Annotated in this window: 13 protein-coding genes and 1 tRNA gene; 5 read left to right on the top strand and 9 right to left on the bottom strand. The window is 67.8% G+C overall.

Features of this window, described 5'->3' with window-relative positions; all coding sequences use genetic code 11:
* Positions 1-13: 13 nt before the first annotated feature.
* The 4 genes from sugE to rnr form a co-directional block, all read right to left on the bottom strand.
* The gene (gene sugE / locus ACW5EG_RS05180; RefSeq protein ID WP_457017682.1) at positions 14-334 is read right to left on the bottom strand and encodes a quaternary ammonium compound efflux SMR transporter SugE; all 321 of its coding nucleotides are present in this window, start codon (positions 332-334) and stop codon (positions 14-16) included.
* A gap of 120 nt (positions 335-454) precedes the next feature.
* Positions 455-706 carry a CBU_0592 family membrane protein gene (locus tag ACW5EG_RS05175; RefSeq protein WP_457017681.1) on the bottom strand — a complete coding sequence of 84 codons (252 nt, stop codon included), beginning with the start codon at positions 704-706 and terminating at the stop codon, positions 455-457.
* A 37-nt stretch (positions 707-743) separates the two neighbouring features.
* Positions 744-1505: a 23S rRNA (guanosine(2251)-2'-O)-methyltransferase RlmB gene (gene rlmB / locus ACW5EG_RS05170; protein WP_457017680.1), complete on the bottom strand. Its 762-nt coding sequence runs from the start codon at positions 1503-1505 to the stop codon at positions 744-746.
* A 79-nt stretch (positions 1506-1584) separates the two neighbouring features.
* Positions 1585-3987 (bottom strand): ribonuclease R, encoded by a 2403-nt coding sequence (gene rnr, locus ACW5EG_RS05165; protein ID WP_457017679.1) that lies wholly within the window; start codon positions 3985-3987, stop codon positions 1585-1587.
* Positions 3988-4074: 87 nt separating this feature from the next.
* On the opposite strand from rnr, the gene ACW5EG_RS05160 reads away from it, so the two are divergent.
* Positions 4075-4159, top strand: a tRNA-Leu gene (locus tag ACW5EG_RS05160).
* A gap of 226 nt (positions 4160-4385) precedes the next feature.
* Here the strand turns inward: ACW5EG_RS05160 and ACW5EG_RS05155 are convergent.
* On the bottom strand, positions 4386-4973 hold the full coding sequence (locus ACW5EG_RS05155; protein WP_457017678.1) for a GIY-YIG nuclease family protein: 588 nt from the start codon (positions 4971-4973) through the stop codon (positions 4386-4388).
* A gap of 302 nt (positions 4974-5275) precedes the next feature.
* Here ACW5EG_RS05155 and ACW5EG_RS05150 point away from each other — a divergent pair, with 302 nt between their 5' ends.
* Positions 5276-5773 (top strand): YciE/YciF ferroxidase family protein, encoded by a 498-nt coding sequence (locus ACW5EG_RS05150; protein WP_457017677.1) that lies wholly within the window; start codon positions 5276-5278, stop codon positions 5771-5773.
* A 124-nt stretch (positions 5774-5897) separates the two neighbouring features.
* Here ACW5EG_RS05150 and ACW5EG_RS05145 read toward each other — a convergent pair whose 3' ends face one another.
* From ACW5EG_RS05145 to ACW5EG_RS05130, 4 genes are all read right to left on the bottom strand, one after another.
* On the bottom strand, positions 5898-6740 hold the full coding sequence (locus ACW5EG_RS05145; protein ID WP_457017676.1) for an aldose epimerase family protein: 843 nt from the start codon (positions 6738-6740) through the stop codon (positions 5898-5900).
* Positions 6730-7749 (bottom strand): glycoside hydrolase family 43 protein, encoded by a 1020-nt coding sequence (locus ACW5EG_RS05140; RefSeq protein ID WP_457017675.1) that lies wholly within the window; start codon positions 7747-7749, stop codon positions 6730-6732. The genes ACW5EG_RS05145 and ACW5EG_RS05140 overlap by 11 nt, the downstream gene beginning before the upstream one ends.
* Before the next feature lie 27 nt (positions 7750-7776).
* Entirely contained in the window at positions 7777-9255 is a 1479-nt protein-coding gene (locus ACW5EG_RS05135; protein WP_457017674.1) for an MFS transporter, read from the bottom strand.
* Positions 9256-9475: 220 nt separating this feature from the next.
* Positions 9476-12367 (bottom strand): TonB-dependent receptor, encoded by a 2892-nt coding sequence (locus ACW5EG_RS05130; protein ID WP_457017673.1) that lies wholly within the window; start codon positions 12365-12367, stop codon positions 9476-9478.
* A gap of 369 nt (positions 12368-12736) precedes the next feature.
* On the opposite strand from ACW5EG_RS05130, the gene ACW5EG_RS05125 reads away from it, so the two are divergent.
* The 3 genes from ACW5EG_RS05125 (at position 12737) to uxaC (ending at position 18619) form a co-directional block, all read left to right on the top strand.
* Positions 12737-14041 carry an MFS transporter gene (locus ACW5EG_RS05125; RefSeq protein WP_457017672.1) on the top strand — a complete coding sequence of 435 codons (1305 nt, stop codon included), beginning with the start codon at positions 12737-12739 and terminating at the stop codon, positions 14039-14041.
* Between the two features lie 78 nt (positions 14042-14119).
* Positions 14120-16978: a glycosyl hydrolase 115 family protein gene (locus ACW5EG_RS05120; RefSeq protein WP_457020993.1), complete on the top strand. Its 2859-nt coding sequence runs from the start codon at positions 14120-14122 to the stop codon at positions 16976-16978.
* A 216-nt stretch (positions 16979-17194) separates the two neighbouring features.
* On the top strand, positions 17195-18619 hold the full coding sequence (gene uxaC / locus ACW5EG_RS05115) for a glucuronate isomerase (protein WP_457020992.1): 1425 nt from the start codon (positions 17195-17197) through the stop codon (positions 18617-18619).
* Positions 18620-18650: the final 31 nt, after the last annotated feature.

Below are 18650 nucleotides of genomic sequence, written 5' to 3'. Positions count from 1 at the left end.
CGACAACCGCAACCTAGGCCGGCGTTGCCAGCTTCAAGCCGATGATCCCGAGGACGATCAGCCCCAGGCTGATCAGGCGCCCCGGGTTCGCCGGCTCGCCCAGCAGCACCATCCCGAGGATTGCCGTGCCGACGGCGCCCACGCCCACCCACACCGCATACGCGGTACCGACCGGCAGCGACTTCATCGCCACGCCCAGCAGCGCCATGCTGACCACCATGGCCGTCACGGTGCCAAGCGTTGGCCACAGGCGGGTGAAGCCCTCGGTGTACTTGAGTCCGATCGCCCAGCCGATCTCGAAAATACTGGCCAGCAGAAGAATGATCCAGGGCATTTCGCAGACCTCCATCATCGATGGGGTCGTCCCCGAAACCGGCAAACGCGCGGGGTCGTCCCCGCGCAGCGGTATCGTCGCACGCCTACCGCTGCGCGACAGGTGACCCGCCCCGGTGGCTCAGTGCCGGTCCGGCGCGCGCAGCAGGCGATAGGCGTTCAGCCCCACCCATGCCACCAGCAGGAAGAACAGCGGCGCGTTGAAGCGCTCCACCGCCACGGGCAGCAGCGCGACGGCACCGAGAAGGCCGAGCGCGGCACGAAGCCGTCCGCGGCCGTCGGCGAGTGGCGAGAACAGGTGCAGGAACAGCGCCAGCAGCATCAGCGCCGCACCGACGAAGCCAAGCCAGTCCTGCCACAGCAGCGCCGCCATCATCGCCATTCCTCCCTTCGTTCAACCGGTGCGCTGTTCAGCCGGTGCGCTGGCGGACCGCTTCGAACAGGGTCACGCCGGCCGCCACCGAGACGTTGAGACTCTCCACGCCCGGCGAAGTTTCAAGGCCCGGCATCGGGATCGACACCAGCTGGTCGCAGTGTTCGCGCGTGAGCCGGCGCAGGCCATCTGCTTCGCCACCCAGCACCAGCGCGACGTTGCCGGTCAAATCGAGCGCGTACAGCGAGGCCTGCGTCTGGCCCACCAGGCCGTAGGTCCACACGCCCTGCTTCTGCAGCTCGGCCAGCGTGCGCGACAGGTTGGTCACGCGCACCACCGGGATGCTGTCGGCGGCACCGGCCGAGGTCTTGCGCACGGTCGCGTTGACCTGCACCGCCTTGTCCTTGGGAATGACCACGGCGGTCACGCCCGCGGCGGCCGCGCTGCGCAGGCAAGCGCCCAGGTTGTGCGGGTCCTGCACGCCGTCGAGCACCAGCAGCAGCGCGCGCCCCTGCGCCTGTTCGACCAGCTCGGTCAGGTCATGCTCGTCCCAGGTCTTCGCTGCCGCGTAGCGCGCAGCCACGCCCTGGTGGCGAACGCCGCCGGCCACGCCGTCCAGCGCCTGCTGCGCCACGCGGCGCACGTCGATCTCGCGGCGGCGCGCGGACGATTCGATCTCGGTCAGGCGCGGGTTCTTGGCGCCGGCCTCGATCAGCACCTCGCGCACGTGCTCGGCGTCGTGCTCGACCGCCGAGGCGACCGCGTTGATGCCGACGATCCACTGGTTCTGTTTGGACATGCGGGGAGACGTGGGATTCTGGATGGATCCGCAAAGCGGAAACCGGGGCGAGGATTGTACGGACCCGCCCCGGATCTTCTCAGTACTTCTGCTTCTTCTTCTTCGCCGGCTGTCCGCGCGGCGCCGGCGGCTTCACCCCGCGCTCCCCGGCGAGGCGGAAGTCGATCTTGCGCTCCTCCAGGCTGGCCTTGAGCACGATGATGCGCACGCGGTCGCCGAGCCGGAACTCGCGGCCGGCGCGCTCGCCGGTCAGGGTCTTGCGCACCGGGTCGAAGTGGTAGAAATCGCTGGGCAGCTGGGTCACGTGGACCAGGCCGTTGACCTTGGACTGGTCGAGTTCGACGAACAGGCCAAAGCTGGTCACGCCGCTGATGGTGCCGTCGAACTCGGAGCCCACATGCTGCTCCATCCACGCGGCGCGGTAGCGCTCGTCCACCTCGCGCTCGGCTTCCTCGGCCCGGCGCGCGCGCTCGGAGCACTGCAGCGCCAGCGACGCCATCTCGCTCGGGCTATGGAAGACCTCGCGGCGACCACCTGCCAGCACATGCTTGATCGCGCGGTGCACCAGCAGGTCGGGATAGCGCCGGATCGGCGATGTGAAATGCGCATAGGCCTGCAGTGCCAGGCCGAAGTGGCCGAGGTTGTCTGGCGAGTACACCGCCTGGCTCTGGCTGCGCAGGACCACGGACTCGAGCAGGGTCGCGTCCGCCCGTTCGCGCACCTTGGTCAGCAGGTTGGCGAAGTCCTTCGGCTGCAGACGGCCCCAGGCGGGCATGCGCAGGGCGAATTCCTTGAGGAATTCGAGCAGGTCGGTGTACTTGGACTCCGGCGGCTTGTCGTGGATGCGGTACGGCGCGGGAATCTTCGCCTCGAGCAGGAACTTCGCGGCCTCGACGTTGGCCGCGATCATGCACTCCTCGATCAGCTTGTGCGCGTCGTTGCGCTGGATCATCCCCGCCTGCACCACCTCGCCGCGATTGTCGAGCACGAAGCGCACTTCGGACGATTCGAACTCGATCGCGCCGCGCTTCGCGCGCGCCTTGGCCAGTACCTTGTACAGCTGGTGCAGCCGCTCGACCTGCGGCAGCTGCGAGCCCACCTGCTGGCGCGCGTCGGCATCGTCCTCGCCCACCGCGTTCCAGACCTGGGTGTAGGTCAGCCGCGCGTGCGAGCGCATCACGGCCTCGTAGAACTTCGACTCCGACACCTCGCCGTCGCGGTCGACCTGCATGTCGCAGACGAAGCACAGGCGGTCGACATTCGGCTTAAGCGAGCAGATGCCGTTGGACAGCGTCTCGGGCAGCATCGGCACGACGAAGCCGGGGAAGTACACGCTGGTCGCGCGCAGCTGCGCCTCGTCGTCCAGCGGCTGGCCCGGACGCACGTAGCTCGACACGTCGGCGATCGCGACCACCAGCCGGAAGCCACGCGCATTGGGTTCGCAGTAGACCGCGTCGTCGAAATCCTTGGCATCCTCACCGTCGATGGTCACCAGCGGCGTGGAGCGCAGGTCGACGCGCCCGGCGGCGGCGGCGGCATCGACTTCCAGCGGCACCGCAGAAGCTTCGTCCAGCACTGCGGGCGGGAACTCGTGCGGCAGGTCGTGGCCGTGGATCGCGGTCTCGACCACCAGCGACGGGGTCAGCGCGTCGCCCAGCACCGCCAGTACCTTGCCGATCGGCGGACGCCGCTCCTCGGCCGGCGCGGTGATCTCGCACACCACCAGTTGCCCGTGCTGCGCCAGCAGGCCCGCGCTGGACGGGATCTGGATGTTGCGCTGGATGCGGCGGTCGTCCGGCACCACGAAGCTGATGCCCGAATCGACGGTGAAGCGCCCGATCAGGCGCTTGACCCGGCGCTCGAGCACTTCGACGATCACGCCCTCGCGGCGACCGCGGCGGTCCAGGCCGGTGACGCTGGCCATCGCGCGGTCTCCGTGCATGACCTTGCGCATTTCCGCCGGCGGCAGGAACAGATCGTCGCCGACGCCTGTGTCCGGGCGCAGGAAGCCGAAGCCGTCGGGGTTGGCGATGATGGTGCCGGCGATCAGGTCCAGCGTGCCCGCAGGCACGTAGCCGCCGCGCCGGTTCTGCAGCAGCTGACCGTCGCGCACCATGGCGCCCAGGCGCTTGCCCAGCGCACTGGCGCGGTCGGGCGCGGTGAGCTCCAGCCGTTCCGCCAGCATTTCCATGGTCAGCGGGCCGTCGGCCTCGTCCAGCTGCTGCAGGATCGCCTCGCGGCTGGCGATGGGTTCGGCATAGCGTTCCGCTTCGCGGCCCGCGTGCGGGTCGACGAAACGCGCGCCCCGACGGGCCGCTGGCCGCGCTTCGCCCCTGGGCGCAGGCGGAGCCGGAGGCAGCCAGCCCGGCGCCTTCGGCTTGCCGCGACCACCGCGCTTGGGTTGCGGGCCCTGGCCCGATGCGGAGCCGTCGCCCCGTCCTGTACTGCGGCCGGCGCCGCCCTTGCCTGGAGTCTTCGTCATCGGCGGCATGGTACACGGGCCGACGTGTCTGCCCGAGCAAAACCCGTTGACTTTGGCCCCGCCGCGCCGCAACATACGCGGCCACCTGCCCAGGTGGCGGAATTGGTAGACGCACTAGTTTCAGGTACTAGCGGGTAAAACCGTGGAGGTTCGAGTCCTCTCCTGGGCACCAAGATGGTCGGTCGGCAAGCAGCATCGCCAGCCGCACGAAAACCCCGCCAGGTGCGGGGTTTTTTGTGCCCGGAATCCGGACGCGCACCCGGCACGCCTTCGTGGACGCATCCTGAGACCGGCACAGTGAAGGCCGCGCGCAGCAACCGTTAGCTCGGCGTGGAGTGTTCATGCGCTGCGTTGCGGGCTGCCCGCAGTCACCGGGCCAGATCCGGCGCTCGCGCACATCAGCCTTGATCCGAAAGCGATGCTCCCCAGGCGGAGCGATACCTGCGGTACGCCTGCGCAAGCGGCTCGGGCAGCGCATCGTCCACGCGCAGGCCCAGCGCCGGCCATGCGTCCAGCACATCGACGATGCCCTGCCACAGGGCGGTCTGCGGCAGGGCATCGGACGGCAGGTCGCGCAAGCACTGCTCGCCCCACTCGAACAGGAGCGGGCGCTCCTCCTGCAGCCGCCGTCTCCACCAGGCTCCGGCGGGCTGATGCACGCGATGACCGAGCTGCAGGTCGCGCTCGGCCTCTTCGCGCAGGAGCGCGGAGGCACCCCGGTACCACTCGGTGTGCCCGCCGGCGCGCAGCGGCACCGTCAGTGGCTGGGGAGCATTCCATGAACGCAGCTGGCGATGCAGCCCGGTTTCGCGGCGCTGCGCCTCGGCCACGCTGTCGAAACCAACCAGGCTGCTGCGCTCGAGGTCAAAGCATTCGTAATAGCGCGGCGCAAACGCACGCACCCGCGCCAGCGGATCGACCGAAATGCCGAGCTTGACGAGGTCCTCGTTCAGCAGCGGGAGAATGTAGAGGTGGCAGGCCGGCATGGCTGGATGGGGCACGTGAAACGCGCAGCATGCGCGCGGACGGTCGCAGCGGTTGCGAAGGCGCGCCGAATCTACGCAGACGGGGACCCGGATCGAACGCCGGTCGAGGTCCGGCCTGCGCAGTTGCGCCCCGCGCCCGGCGGCTCCGCATCGGGACCGATCCGACCGGAATGAGGCGCCCTGCCCCATGCGCGGATGAGCTGCGGGGCGTGAAGGTCGGGCCCCGCATTTTTTCACTCCGCCTTCGTCCCGTCGTTCTTAGAGTCGGCGTTCCCCCCACACCACCCGCGAGGCACGCAACAATGGCAATCAAGACCATCGAGGAACTTTTCATCCACGACCTCTCGGACACCTACAGCGCCGAGAAGCAGATGAGCAAGGCGCTTCCGCGCCTGGCCAAGGCGGCCGACGCCGCTGAGCTGACCGCTGCATTCGAGCTGCACCTGGAAGAGACGCAGGGCCAGATCGAACGCATCGACAAGGTGGTCGAGCTGCTGGGCATCAAGCTCAAGCGCATCAAGTGCGCGGCGATGGAAGGCCTGGTCGAGGAAAGCAAGGAAATCATCGAAGAGATCGAAGCCGGTCCACTGCGCGATGCGGCCCTCATCGGCGGTGCGCAGAAGGTCGAGCACTACGAGATCGCCGCGTACGGCACGCTGTGCGCGCTGGCCAAGCAGCTGGGCTACCGCGACGCGCTTCCCCTGCTCAAGCAGACGCTTGAGGAAGAGAAGGCGACCGACGACAAGCTCACCATGCTGGCCGAGGGCGGCGGCAACCAGCGTGCGGCCAGGGCGGCCTGATCCTGGCCTGAAAAACCAACGTTCCACGAAGACGCTCCGGGTACGCACCCGGAGCGTTTTTCTTTGGCGCGGATATGCGCGGCACGACGCAGGTGCCAGGCGCAACTGCCTATCGGGTCAAGACTCAGTCCCAGCGCAGGCTGCAATGCATCGCCATGGTCTCGCCTGGCTGCAGGACGTGGTCAGGCACGAGGTTGAATGCATCCGGCGGCGCGGTTTGCGGCTCGACGCAGGTGGCGTGCGCGGTGGCGTCGTAGACCACCCAGTCCCGGCACGCGGAGGACACCACCAGACGCTGCCCGCCGCGGTGCAGGACCACATCCTGGCTGTTGACGAAGCAATCGTCCCAGGGGCCGGGCTGCACCGCACCGGTGGGCAGTACCGCGACGCCCTCACCGTCACGCGGATACATCGCCTCGGGGTGGAACTCCAGCCGCTCGGGCTTGCGGAACCAGGGGTGCCAGCCCAGGGACGCTGGCATCGACTGGTCGACGGCGGTGACCGACAGCGCCAGCAGCAGCTGTCGCCCATCGATCGCGACCCTCTGGCCGGCAACGCCCCCGAATGGCCAGCGCGCATCGGACGGCAGCGACAGTTCCATCTCCACGTGCGAGCTCGACTGCGTCGTCACCTGCCAGGGCAGGACGAAGCCCAGCCCGTGGATGGCGTGCTCGCCGAGGTTGGCCGGCAGCACGTGGCGCCGGCCTTCGAACTCGAAGCGGCCACGCCGCACGCGCCCACACCACGGCACCATCGGATAGCAGCCCCAGGCGATGGCGGCATCGCTGCCGTGTTCGCCATGCGAGACCAGTTGTTCAACACCGTCGCAGCGGATCTGCGCGATACGCCCGCCGGCCTGCGGCGCGATGTCCACCGACAGCGCGCCATCGCCGATCGTCAGCAACGGCCCCGGCGGCAGCGGCGCGAGCGCGCCGGCGTGGGCCGGCGCGGCCGCGTCATCGGCCATAGGGTTGCAGGGTGCGGATGCGTCCGTCGGCATCGTGCTCCAGCTCGGCGACCTTGGCCGAGCGCAGGTGGGTGACGCCTCCGGAGAGCAGCGAGTCGTGGTAGTACAGCCACCAGCGCCCCTCGAATTCCAGGATCGAGTGGTGCGTGGTCCAGCCGACCACCGGCTCCAGGATGCGGCCGCCGTAGGTGAACGGCCCGTACGGGTTGTCGGCCACCGACCAGCACAGCAGATGGGTGTCGCCGGTGGAGTAGGTCAGGTAGTAGCGGCCCTGATGCTTGTGTACCCAGGCGGCCTCGAAGAAGCGCCGCTCGGTGTCGCCGGCCAGCAGCGGCTTGCCGTCTTCATCCAGGATCAGCACCTCGCGCGGGGCTTCGGCGAGCTGCTTCATGTCGGCGGTCAGGCGCGCCATGCGTGCGCCCAGGGCCGGCTCGTCGGCGGCCGGCTCCTCGTTCGCCGCGTCGTAGGCGTTGTCGCGGTACTTCTGCAGCTGGCCGCCCCAGATCCCGCCGAAGTACATGTAATACGCGCCGTCCGCGTCCGCGTACACCGCAGGGTCGATGGAATAGGTGCCGGCGATGGGCTCGGGTTCGGCGCGGAACGGTCCCTCGGGGCGATCGCCCACCGCGACACCGATCTGGAAGATGCCGTCCGGCCGCTTGGCCGGGAAGTAGAGGTAGTACTTGCCGTCCTTCGTCGCTGCATCCGGCGCCCACATCTGACGGTCGGCCCAGGGCACGTCCTTCACGTCCAGCGCCAGGCCGCAGTCGGTGGCGGGGCCGTCGGGCGAATCCTGGCGCAGCACGTGGTAGTCGCGCATCTGGAAGTGGCCGCCGTCGTCATCGAACGCGGCGCCCATCTCGATGTCGTGCGAGGGATAGATGTAGATCTTGCCCTCGAACACGTGCGCCGACGGGTCGGCGGTGTAGATGTGGCTGACCAGCGGCTGCGAGAGCGCCCGGTCGGCCAGTGCCTTGAGTTCGGCGTCGGTGTATTGCTGGTCTGCCATGGCGGCGTCTCCTTCAGTAATGCCAGGTCATGCCGGCTGTGCGGCGCGGCGTTCGGCCAGTTCGCGCTCGATGCGCACTTCCGTCGGCTTGTCGATTCGGTAGAAAAACAGCATTGCCACGGCCGCCAGGAACGGCACCGAGCAGTACAGGCTGACCGACAGGCGGATGCCATCCACGGTCTCGGGTGCCTGCACCGCCAAGTCGGCGTTGTAGCCGTAGCGCGCCAGCAGGCCTGCGACCAGCGAACCGCCCACGGCCAGGCCCACCTTCAGCCCACACAGGATCGCCGAGAAGATGATGGCGGTGGCGCGGCGGTTGTTCCTCCACTCCGAGTAGTCGGCGACGTCGGCCACCATCGCCCACAGCAGCGGGATGGTGATTCCGTAGAAGAACCCGTGCAGGATCTGCGCTGTGAACACCAGGGCGATGCGGTCCGGCGGGAACAGGTAGAACGCGAGCATGAACATCGTCGAGATGAACAGGAAGATGCCAAACACATCGCGCTTGCCGAAGCGGTCGGCGAGCTTCTTGGAAAACCCGATGCCCACGACCATGAAGATGATGCCACCCGCATTGAACAGGCTGAAGGCCGAAGTCGATGCATCCTCGGGCCACTGGAACCCGGCCAGGCCCATGCTGGTCAGGGTCGCGTTGAGCCCGGCGATGAAGCCGTTGAATCCGATGTTTTCGAGGAACGCGGCCATGGCGCCGTCGTCCAGGTAGTACTGGAAGTAGTAGACGTAGGTGCCGCCCTTCAGCGAGAGCGTGGTGAACACCAGAATGGTCACCACCAGCAGCACCAGCCAGGGCCGGTTGGACGTGAGGTCGGCCACGTCCTGGCCGATGCTCGACTTCTGCCCCGCTGCCGGCACCACGCGCTCGCGCGTGGTGAAGAAGGTGATCAGGAAGAACACCGTGCCCACCACCGCGAACAGCAGCATGGTGTTCTGGAAGCCCTGCACACGATCACCGTCGCCGAGGATCAGCACCAGTGGCAGCAGCAGCGACTGCACAACCAGCTGCGCGACCATCACCGCGACGAAGCGGTAGGCCGACAGGCTGTTGCGCTCGGCCATGCTGCCGGTGAGCACGCCGCTCAGCGCCGAATACGGCAGGTTGTTGGCCGCGTACACCAGCACCAGCAAGGTGTAGGTCGCCGCTGCGTAGAAGATCTTGCCGCGCATGCCGAAATCGGGCGTGCTGAAGGCCAGCAGCGCGAGCACGCCGAACGGCACCGCGGTCCACAGGATCCACGGCCGGAACTTGCCCCAGCGCGAGTTGGTGCGGTCGGCCAGCACCGCCACCAGCGGCGTGAACACGAACGCGCCCAGCAGTCCGACGACGAAGATGATGGTGGCCGCAGTCCCCGCTGGGATGCGGTAGATGTCGGTGTAGAAGAAAGCCAGGAACGTCATCAACGTCTGGAAGATGAGGTTCGCCGCAAGATCACCGAGGCTGTAGCCGACCTTCTCGGTGACCGAAAGCCGGTCAGTGCGTGTGTTCAAGGAACTCCCCTGCTGTTCGTTGGCTGGAAGGATCGCCGGGCGCAGCTATCGTACCCGCAGCAGCCACGCTGCGACGGCCAGCCCCGCCGATTTTTCACCGTACCGATTCGAACTTTGGCATGGCGCGGCTCAGGACTGGAATGCCTGGCAAAAAAAAACACGACCCGCCCGGCGCAGCAACGCACCGGGAGGGTCGTGGGGAGTAAATGGTCAAGTCAGATCAGAAGGTTCCGCGCAGGCCGATCAGGAAGGTGCGACCGGGCTGGTAGATCTCGCCGGGCACGTTCGGGTAGGTGATGTAGTTGCGGGTCTCTTCGTTGGTGAGGTTCAGCACGTTGAAGGTGATCTGCGGCTTGGACGGAAGCGACGCCAGCGTGTAGCTCGCCGACAGGTCGAACTGGCCGCGGTCTTCGCCGAAGTACTGGCCGTAGGTGAGGCCGCCCTCGTTGTTCCCGAGCGCACGCTGGGCCGAACCCTCGACCCAGTTGTACGACAGGCGCACCGAGGTGACGTCGTTCTCCCAGTACGCCGTGGCGTTCCACATCACCGGCGAGATGCCGAACAGGTTGCCTCCCAGCTGGGCGGCCTCCTGGCCGGTCGGCTCCAGGTCGATGTCGGTGTAGTTGGCCATGAAACCAAGCCCCTGGAACACGAAGTCCAGCGGCTGCACCCAGATCAGCTCCCAGCCCTGGATATCGAGCGTGGCGTCGGCGTTGACCTGCTGGCGCACGTTGACCGGCGCGTCCAGCCCACCATTGGCGTTGAGCGCGGCCAGCTGGTTCTCGGTCAGCGCATCCAGCGGGATGCCGAGGGTGCGGAACGGACGCACGTTGATGCCCTGGTAGGTGTAGCCGGACACGCGCTTGTTGAACAGGGTAAGCGCCACCAGGCCTTCGTCACCCGTGTACCACTCCAGTCCCAGGTCGAAGTTGGTCGACAGGTAGGGCGCGAGGTTCGGGTTGCCCTGGTCGGCGATCTCCGCGGACGGATCGGAGAAGGTCGTCGCCGGAAGCATCGAGCGCGGGTTGGGACGCGTCATCGTGCGCGAACTGGACATGCGCACCACCCAGCTGTCCGCCACGTCCCACGCCACGTTGAACGAGGGCAGCCACTCGTCGTACTTGCTGCTCAACGTCTGCCAAGCACGCGTGCCGCCCAGGGTCACCGGACCGCTGATGTCCTGGTCGGTCTCGACATAGCGCACGCCACCGTTGAAGCGCAGGTTGCGGTTCCAGACCTCGGTCTCGCCGTTGAACTCGACGTAGGCGGCGACGTTCGTCTCGTCAACCCCGCCGGAAGCCGCGCCCACCGACTGCGACGTGTTCACTTCCGGTGCGTTGGCGTTGAACTCGTGGTAGTTGGTCGCGTCGAAGAACGCATCGAAATCGACCGTGACGAAACCGTAGGGCCCAGGCCGCAGAAACTGCGAAATGTCGGCGTTGGGAACCTGCTGCTGGGCATAGGCCTGCCAGTCGACGTTGTCGCCGAACGCCACGATCGAACGGCTGAAGCGGTCCTGCGAAACGCCCACCTTGATGTTCTGGCGATCATCGCCGAACTGCAGGTCGGCACGCAGCCGCCCTGCCTCGGTCACGCGCTTCTCGTTGTTGATCTGGAGGCGCCCGCCTTCCCAGGCCCAGCCCGCGTCGGGGTTGTTGAGATCAAGCCCGCTGGTGAAAGCCGGTGTGCCATTGTTGGTGTAGTCGACCGTGGTGAACGGCGAGGTCGGCATGATGGTCGGCGACTCGCGGAAGAACCAGCTGCGGCTCCAGTTGGCCTGCAGGTCGAGCTTGATGCTGTCGTCTTCGCCGAACCAGAAGGTGGCACCCGGATTGATGTTCCAGTACTGCACCTCATCGCGGTAGGGCCGCGCCTCGAGCAGGAACTGGGAGTTCACCAGGGTGGCGCTGGTGACCACGTTGTTGGCATCGAGCTGCATGTTGGTCGGGAGGAAGCCGACCGGGCCAAAGGTGCGCCCGACCAGATTCGCGTCGATGCGGTCGTTCTCGTAGTTGGCGCGCGAGTACATCGAGTCGACGTAGAAATGCATCCTGTCGTTCGGACGCCATTCCAGCGAACCGACCACCGCGTCGCGCTCGCGGTCGCCGGACATGTCGACCGGCCGTGCCAGGCGCGGGAACAGCGCCTCGGTGATCTGGCCCATCGTCAGCCCCGGGTTCTGCGCAAGCAGCCACTCGGCGTCAACAATGTCCCCCGGTGTCATTCCGGCCCCGAGGGTCGAACCGTTGTCCGGCACCACGTTGGGCATCTGCAGGCTGCCGCCGCCGCCGGGATTGCACTCGGCCGGGCGATTGGTCACCGAAGTACCGATGCCGCACTGCTGCTCGTTGAGGCCCGGATTCATCCAGCCCACCGACTCCCAGCCGCGCACCGCGATGCGGCTGCGCACAACGGACGCGCCAATCAGGGCGCCGAAGGTGCCTTCGTCATTGGTCCAGCTGTACAGGACCGAGCCGCGCGGATTGAACTTCTCGCCAATGGTGTTGTAGTCCATCTGGCCCGAGTAGTTGAGGTGGCGACCCGGGATGTCGAACGGGCGCATGCTGCGCATGTCGACCACGCCGGAGATGCCGCCCTCGGGCAGGCTCGCCTGCGGCGACTTGTAGACCGTGAGCTTGTTGAAGAACTCGGTCGGGAACAGGTTGAGGTCGACTTCGCGGTTCTGGTTGCCGCGGTTGAGACCGATCGAGGCCGTGGCTGCTTCGCCGCCGTTGATGATGGTCTTGGTGAAGCTCTGCGGCAGGCCGCGGATGCCGACGTTCAGGCCTTCGCCGTTGACGTCGCGGTCGATCTGGATGCCGGGGATGCGCGCCAGCGACTCGGCGATGTTGGTGTCGGGGAACTTGCCGATGTCCTCCGAGAAGATCGAGTCGGTGAAGCCGGTCGATTCACGCTTGGCGTCGGTCGAGTACTGCAGGCTCTGGCGGTAGCCGGTAACCACGACCGAGTCGAGGTCGGTGGCGGTGGTGGTGGTCGGCGCCGGCGCATCCTGCGCGACAGGCGCCTGCTGCGCGAGCGCGGAGCCTGTGAGGCCGACCAGGGCCAGGCCCAGGGCATGTGACAAAGCGGTTCTTGTGTGTCTGATCTTCACGGAACTCCCCTCCCGTTGCTGTGGACCGGCTTGGCCTTGAAAAATGACCACCGGTGGACATTGTTGGTTCGATATTTCCCTTGCTCGAGCGTTTGAGTCGCGGCCGGATGGTAGCGCTACCAAGTCAACGGATACACGCTGCGACGCAGCATGCTTCTGAGTGCGACACGAACTCGCGGTTTACTGCGGTGCGGCATCGATTCCGCTGCAACGTTCCATCAAGCGCACTGTCGTCAGGCCGACTATTGCGACCCTCACCGGATGTGATACTGATAGCGCTATCACGTGCGCCGGGGAGAGCGACATGACGCAGCTGCAAAACGTCTTCGGACGCACGTCGCGCCTGGGCGCTGACACCGGTGGCGCCGCATGACAGCGCCCCCTTCCGCTGCCGCACCGGCCGCCGCCAAACTCGGCATGTACCGCTGGCGCGTATGCGCGATGCTGCTCGCGGCGACGACGATCAACTACATCGATCGACAGGTGCTGGGCGTGCTCGCGCCGTTCCTGCAGGACGAGATCGGCTGGAGCGAGATCGAGTACGGCTACATCGTCACCGCCTTCCAGGCCGCCTACGCGATCGGCCTGCTTTGCGCCGGCGCGATCATCGACAGGCTCGGCACGCGCATCGGCTACGCAATCGCCATCGTCGTGTGGAGCATCGCGGCGATGTCGCACGCGCTGGCCGCGACCGTGGTCGGCTTCATGATCGCGCGCTTCTTCCTCGGGCTTGGTGAAGCCGGCAACTTCCCGGCCGCGATCAAGACGGTCGCCGAATGGTTCCCGCGCCGCGAGCGCGCGTTCGCCACGGGCATCTTCAATTCGGGTTCCAACATCGGCGCGATCGTCGCACCGCTGATGGTGCCGCTCATCGCATTGTCGCTGGGCTGGCAGGCGGCCTTCCTGTTCACGGGGATGCTCAGCGCCATCTGGCTGGTGGTCTGGCTGCTGTGGTACCGGGCGCCGGAGCAACAACCGAAACTCACGTCCGCGGAACTCGCCCACATCCGCAGCGACCCGCCGGAAGTGTCAGCCAAGGTGCCATGGGCGCGCATCCTCAAGCATCGCCAGGCCTGGGCCTTCGTCGCGGCGAAGTTCATGACCGATCCGATCTGGTGGTTCTTCCTGTTCTGGCTGCCGAAGTTCCTGCACTCCGAATACGGCTTGACCCTGCTCGGCCTGGGCCTGCCGCTGGTGGTGATCTTCGTGCTGGCCGACGTGGGCAGCATCTTCGGCGGCTGGATCGCGGGCCGCTTCATCAAGCTCGGCTGGAGCGTCAACCGCGCGCGCAAGGGCGCGATGCTGATCTGCGCGCTGTGCGTGGTGCCGATCGTGTTCGCCGCGCAGGCCGAGAACCTGTGGGTCGCGGTGGGCCTGATTGGCCTTGCGACGGCGGGCCACCAGGGCTGGTCGGCGAACGTGTTCACGCTGACCTCCGACATGTTCCCGCGCCACGCGGTCGGCTCGGTCGTGGGCATCGGCGGCTTCGCCGGCGCGGTGGGCGGCATGATGATCGCCACCTTCACCGGTTTCCTGCTGCAGACCACCGGCAGCTACGTGCCGGTGTTCATGATGGCCGGCTCGGCCTATCTGCTGGCGCTGCTGGTGGTGCACCTGCTGGCGCCGCGGCTGGAACCGGCGCGTCTGGATGCGGGCAGCGACGCACGCGCCTGAGCCGATCGACTACGCACACGCAACGCATGACATGACCTCCGGAGCGGCCGAGGTCGCGTCCCCGCAAGGAATCCCGACATGAAACCGACACTGCTGCTGGCCTTCCTGCTTGTCCTGCCGGGGGCAGCGGCCGCCAGCCAGGATTGCCGCGCCCCGGCGACCGTATGCGAGACACGGACCAGCGGCAGCCTGGCGCTGATCGAACGCGGCGCACCGGTTGGCGTGCTCATCGGAGAGGATGACTTTGCCGCCGTGCGCCACGCCGCGGATGCGCTGCGCGCAGACCTGGCGGCCGTGGCCGGCGCTGCGACGTCGTCATCGGCGGGCTCGAATGACACCGCGATCATCGCCGGCACGCTCGGCCACAGCGCGCGCATCGACCGGATCGTGCGCGAGCAGCAGATCGACACCAGCGGCGTTGCCGGCACCTGGGAGGCCTACCTGCTGCAGGTGGTCGACAATCCCGAGCCCGGCATCGATCGCGCGCTGCTGGTGGTCGGCGCCGACCGCCGCGGTACAGCGTTCGGCCTGTACGAACTCTCGCGCCGCATCGGCGTCTCGCCCTGGACCTGGTGGGCCGACGTGCCTCCGCCGCGCCACGCATCGCTCCACGTCGCGCCGGGGCGTTTCGTCGACGCGCCCAAGGTGAAATACCGCGGCATCTTCATCAACGACGAGGATCCCGCGCTCGGCAACTGGAGCAAGGCGACCTTCGGCGGCACCAACCACCGCTTCTACGAGCGCGTGTACCAGCTGATCCTGCGCCACAAGGCCAACTACCTGTGGCCGGCGATGTGGCAGCCGCGCGCGTTCTACGACGACGATCCGCGCAATGCCGAGCTCGCCGACGAATACGGCGTGGTGATCGCCACCACCCACCACGAGCCGATGATGCGCGCGCACGACGAATGGTCGCGCCACGGCAAGGGCCCCTGGGACTACGCGCGCAACGCCGATGCGCTGCAGGAATTCTGGCGCGGCGGCATCGAGCGCCTGCAGGGCCGCGAAGCGGTCGTCACGCTGGGCATGCGCGGCGACGGCGACGAGCCGATGACCGAGGAGACCGCCACCGCCCTGCTCGAGCGCATCGTCGCCGACCAGCGCCGCATCATCACCGAGGTCACCGGCCAGCCCGTGGAGCAGACGCCCCAGGTCTGGGCGCTGTACAAGGAGGTGCAGGACTACTACGACAAGGGCATGCGCGTTCCCGACGACGTGACCCTGCTGTTTGCCGACGACAACTGGGGCAACATCCGGCGCCTCCCCGATCCAGCGCACAAGCGCCCCGGCGGTTACGGCGTCTACTACCATTTCGACTACGTCGGCGGCCCGCGCAACTACAGGTGGATCAACACCACCCAGGTCGAACGGGCCTGGGAGCAGATGCGGCTGGCCTGGGCGCACGGCGTGGAGCGGGTGTGGGTGGTCAACGTTGGCGACATCAAGCCGATGGAGCTGCCGATCAGCGCCTTCCTCGACCAGGCCTGGGATCCCGATGCCGCCGACCTGGACTGGATCGCCGGCTATCCGGAAGCCTGGGCGGCCGAGCAGTTCGGCCCGGCGCATGCGCGCGAGATCGGCGACATCCTCAGCCGCTATACGCAGTTCAACGCGCGGCGCAAGCCGGAACTGCTCGACGCCGATACCTGGAGCCTGCTGCACGACGGCGAGGCCGAGCGCGTGGTCGCCGAATGGGACGCGCTCGAGCAGCGCACCCTCGCACTCGCGGCGCGCATCCCGGCCAGCCACCGCGACGCCTGGGTGCAGCTGGTCGAATACCCGGTGCTGGCGAGCGCGAACCTGACCCGCATGTACGTCGCTGCCGCGCGCAACCGCCTGTATGCGGCGCAGGGTCGCGCGTCGGCCAACCACTGGGCGGACGAGACGCAGCGCCTGTTCGAGCGCGACGCCGAACTGCAGCGTGTCTACGAACACGACGTCGCCGACGGCAAGTGGTTGCACATGATGTCGCAGGTGCGCATCGGCTACACCCACTGGCAGCAGCCGCCGCGCAACGTGATGCCGGCGCTGTCACGCGTGGACGTGCCAGAACGCGGTGTCGCCGGAGTCGCGGTCGAAGGCGATGCACGCGGCTGGCCGCAGCCTGCGGCATCGCCACGGCTGCCGGAACTCGATCCAGTCGCTGCGCGCAGCCGCGAGGTGGTGGTCTACAACCGTGGCGCGCAGGCGATCGGATTCACCGCGAAGTCCTCGCAGCCGTGGCTGAAGGTCTCCCCCGCCAGCGGCGAGGTGCAGGACGCGCAGGCGCTTGAGCTTGCCGTCGACTGGGCTCACCTGCCCGAGGGCGAGCACGAAGCAGTGATCGCCATCCGCGGTGCCGACCGCACCGAGGTGTATGTGCAGGTACCGGTGCGCAAGCCCCCGGCGCATCGCGGCGCGCGCGGCTTCGTCGAAGGCGACGGCGTGATCGCGATCGAGGCCGCGCATCATGCGCGCGCGGTGGCGCCTGCCAGTGGCGAATGGCAGGTCATCCCGAATCTGGGCCGCACCCTGTCGGGCGTGACCGCCTGGCCCGCCACCGGCGAGCCGCTGGTGCCCGGTGGCGATGGCGCGCGGCTGGAGTATCCGATCGTCGTGGACGCCGATGGCGAGGTCGAAGTACGCGTCGCGCTGGCGCCGACGCTCGACCTGCGCCATCGCGGCGGCCTGCGCTATGCCGTGTCGATCGGCGACGAGGCGCCGCAGCTGGTCAACATGCGCCTGGATCCGACGCCGGGCGACCGCGACTTCCGCGCCTGGGAGCTTGCGGTTATCGACAACGTGCACGTCGCCAGCTCGCGCCATCGCGTGGCGGCCGGCGCCAATACGCTCAAGCTGTGGCAGGTGGATCCGGGCGTGGTGTTCCAGCGCATCGAGGTGGTCACGCGGCCACGCGCGCGCGGTACGCTCGGGCCGGAGGAGAGCCAGCGACGCTAAGAGGCCCATTCGCGCGCCGCTGAGGATTCTTCTCGGCCGAACTGACAGTTTGTTCGCCCGGGGATGCAGCAGGCCTGCGGTCGGAAGAACCGCAGTTTCGCGCGCGGATCGATGCACCGGACTCCCACAGGCCAGCAGGGCCGCGCATCTGCAAACGCCCGCGCCTTTCACTGCCCCGCCCGGCGGACGCAGACCATGTAATCCAGACCCGAGCCCATGAACATCGCGACCAAACCACTCCACCTCCACGAAGACCGTCTGTTTCCCGCCGACGCGACCCAGCGCGCGATCGCGCGCCGCCTGTACGCAGAGGTCGCGACGCTGCCGATCATCAGCCCGCATGGCCACACCGACCCTGGCTGGTGGGCCAGCGACGCGCCCTTCGCCGATGCCACCGAACTGCTGCTGGTCCCGGACCACTACGTGTTCCGCATGCTCTACAGCCAGGGCATTGGCCTTGACGCGCTGGGCATCCCGCGCGCCGACGGCTCGCGTGCCGAGGTCGATCCACGCGCGGCCTGGCGGCTGTTCGCGCAGAACTTCCACCTGTTCCGCGGCACGCCTTCGTCGATGTGGCTCAACCATGTCTTCCACGAGGTGTTCGGCCTGCGCGAGCGGCTGGATGCCGGCAGCGCCGACCGCTACTACGACACCATCACCCAGGCGCTGCAGACGCCGCAGTTCCGGCCGCGCGCGCTGTTCGAACGCTTCAACATCGAGGTCATCGCCACCACCGAGTCGCCGCTGGATCCGCTGGAACACCACCAGGCGATCCGCGACAGCGGCTGGGGCGGCCGCGTGGTCACCGCCTACCGTCCCGATCCGGTGATCGACCCGGAACACGAGCAGTTCCGCTCGGCGCTGGAGCGCTTCGGCGAGATCACCGGCGAGAACGTCTACGACTGGGACGGCTATCTGCGCGCGCACCGCCAGCGCCGCGCCTTCTTCGCCTCGATGGGCGCGACCTCGACCGACCACGGGCACCCCAGCTGCGCCACCGCCGACCTGCCCACCGAGCAGGCGCGCGCGCTGTTCACCCGTGTCGTCACCGGCAAGTTCACCGCCGCCGATGCGGAGCTGTTCCGCGCCCAGATGCTGACCGAGATGGCGGCGATGAGCCTGGACGACGGGCTGGTGATGCAGATCCATCCGGGCTGCTTCCGCAACCACAACCGCGGCCTGTTCGAGCGTTACGGTCGCGACAAGGGCGCCGACATCCCGCTGCGCACCGAATACGTGCACGCGCTCAAGCCGCTGCTCGACCGTTTCGGCAACGAGCCCGGCTTCCGCCTGATCCTGTTCACCCTGGACGAGAGCACCTACGCACGCGAACTCGCGCCGCTGGCCGGGCACTGGCCCTGCCTGTTCCTCGGCCCGGCGTGGTGGTTCCACGATTCCCCCGACGGCATGTGGCGCTTCCGCGAGCAGACCCTGGGCACCGCCGGGTTCTACAACACGGTCGGTTTCAACGACGATACCCGCGCCTTCCTGTCGATCCCGGCGCGGCATGACGTCGCACGTCGCATCGACTGCGCGGTGCTGTCCAAACTTGTGTCCGAACACCGCATCGACGAGGACGAAGCCACCGAGGTCGTGGTCGATCTCGCCTGGCGCCTGCCCAAGGAGGCATACCGCCTGTGAACCCACACGTCCGGGCCGCCCGCGCGCAATC

This window comes from Luteimonas sp. A611, from assembly GCF_054072715.1.
The sequence above is the reverse complement of the archived record's forward strand: the minus strand, read 5'-3'. Positions and strand labels throughout refer to the sequence as shown.

Excerpts from the sequence above, each read along its gene's own strand:
- sugE (WP_457017682.1), bottom strand. The coding sequence starts at position 334 with ATGCCCTGGATCATTCTTCTGCTGGCCAGTATTTTCGAGATCGGCTGG.
- rnr (WP_457017679.1), bottom strand. The coding sequence starts at position 3,987 with ATGACGAAGACTCCAGGCAAGGGCGGCGCCGGCCGCAGTACAGGACGG.
- ACW5EG_RS05140 (WP_457017675.1), bottom strand. The coding sequence starts at position 7,749 with ATGGCAGACCAGCAATACACCGACGCCGAACTCAAGGCACTGGCCGAC.
- ACW5EG_RS05175 (WP_457017681.1), bottom strand. The coding sequence starts at position 706 with ATGGCGGCGCTGCTGTGGCAGGACTGGCTTGGCTTCGTCGGTGCGGCG.
- rlmB (WP_457017680.1), bottom strand. The coding sequence starts at position 1,505 with ATGTCCAAACAGAACCAGTGGATCGTCGGCATCAACGCGGTCGCCTCG.
- ACW5EG_RS05120 (WP_457020993.1), top strand. The coding sequence starts at position 14,120 with ATGAAACCGACACTGCTGCTGGCCTTCCTGCTTGTCCTGCCGGGGGCA.
- ACW5EG_RS05150 (WP_457017677.1), top strand. The coding sequence starts at position 5,276 with ATGGCAATCAAGACCATCGAGGAACTTTTCATCCACGACCTCTCGGAC.
- ACW5EG_RS05145 (WP_457017676.1), bottom strand. The coding sequence starts at position 6,740 with ATGGCCGATGACGCGGCCGCGCCGGCCCACGCCGGCGCGCTCGCGCCG.
- uxaC (WP_457020992.1), top strand. The coding sequence starts at position 17,195 with ATGAACATCGCGACCAAACCACTCCACCTCCACGAAGACCGTCTGTTT.
- ACW5EG_RS05125 (WP_457017672.1), top strand. The coding sequence starts at position 12,737 with ATGACAGCGCCCCCTTCCGCTGCCGCACCGGCCGCCGCCAAACTCGGC.
- ACW5EG_RS05155 (WP_457017678.1), bottom strand. The coding sequence starts at position 4,973 with ATGCCGGCCTGCCACCTCTACATTCTCCCGCTGCTGAACGAGGACCTC.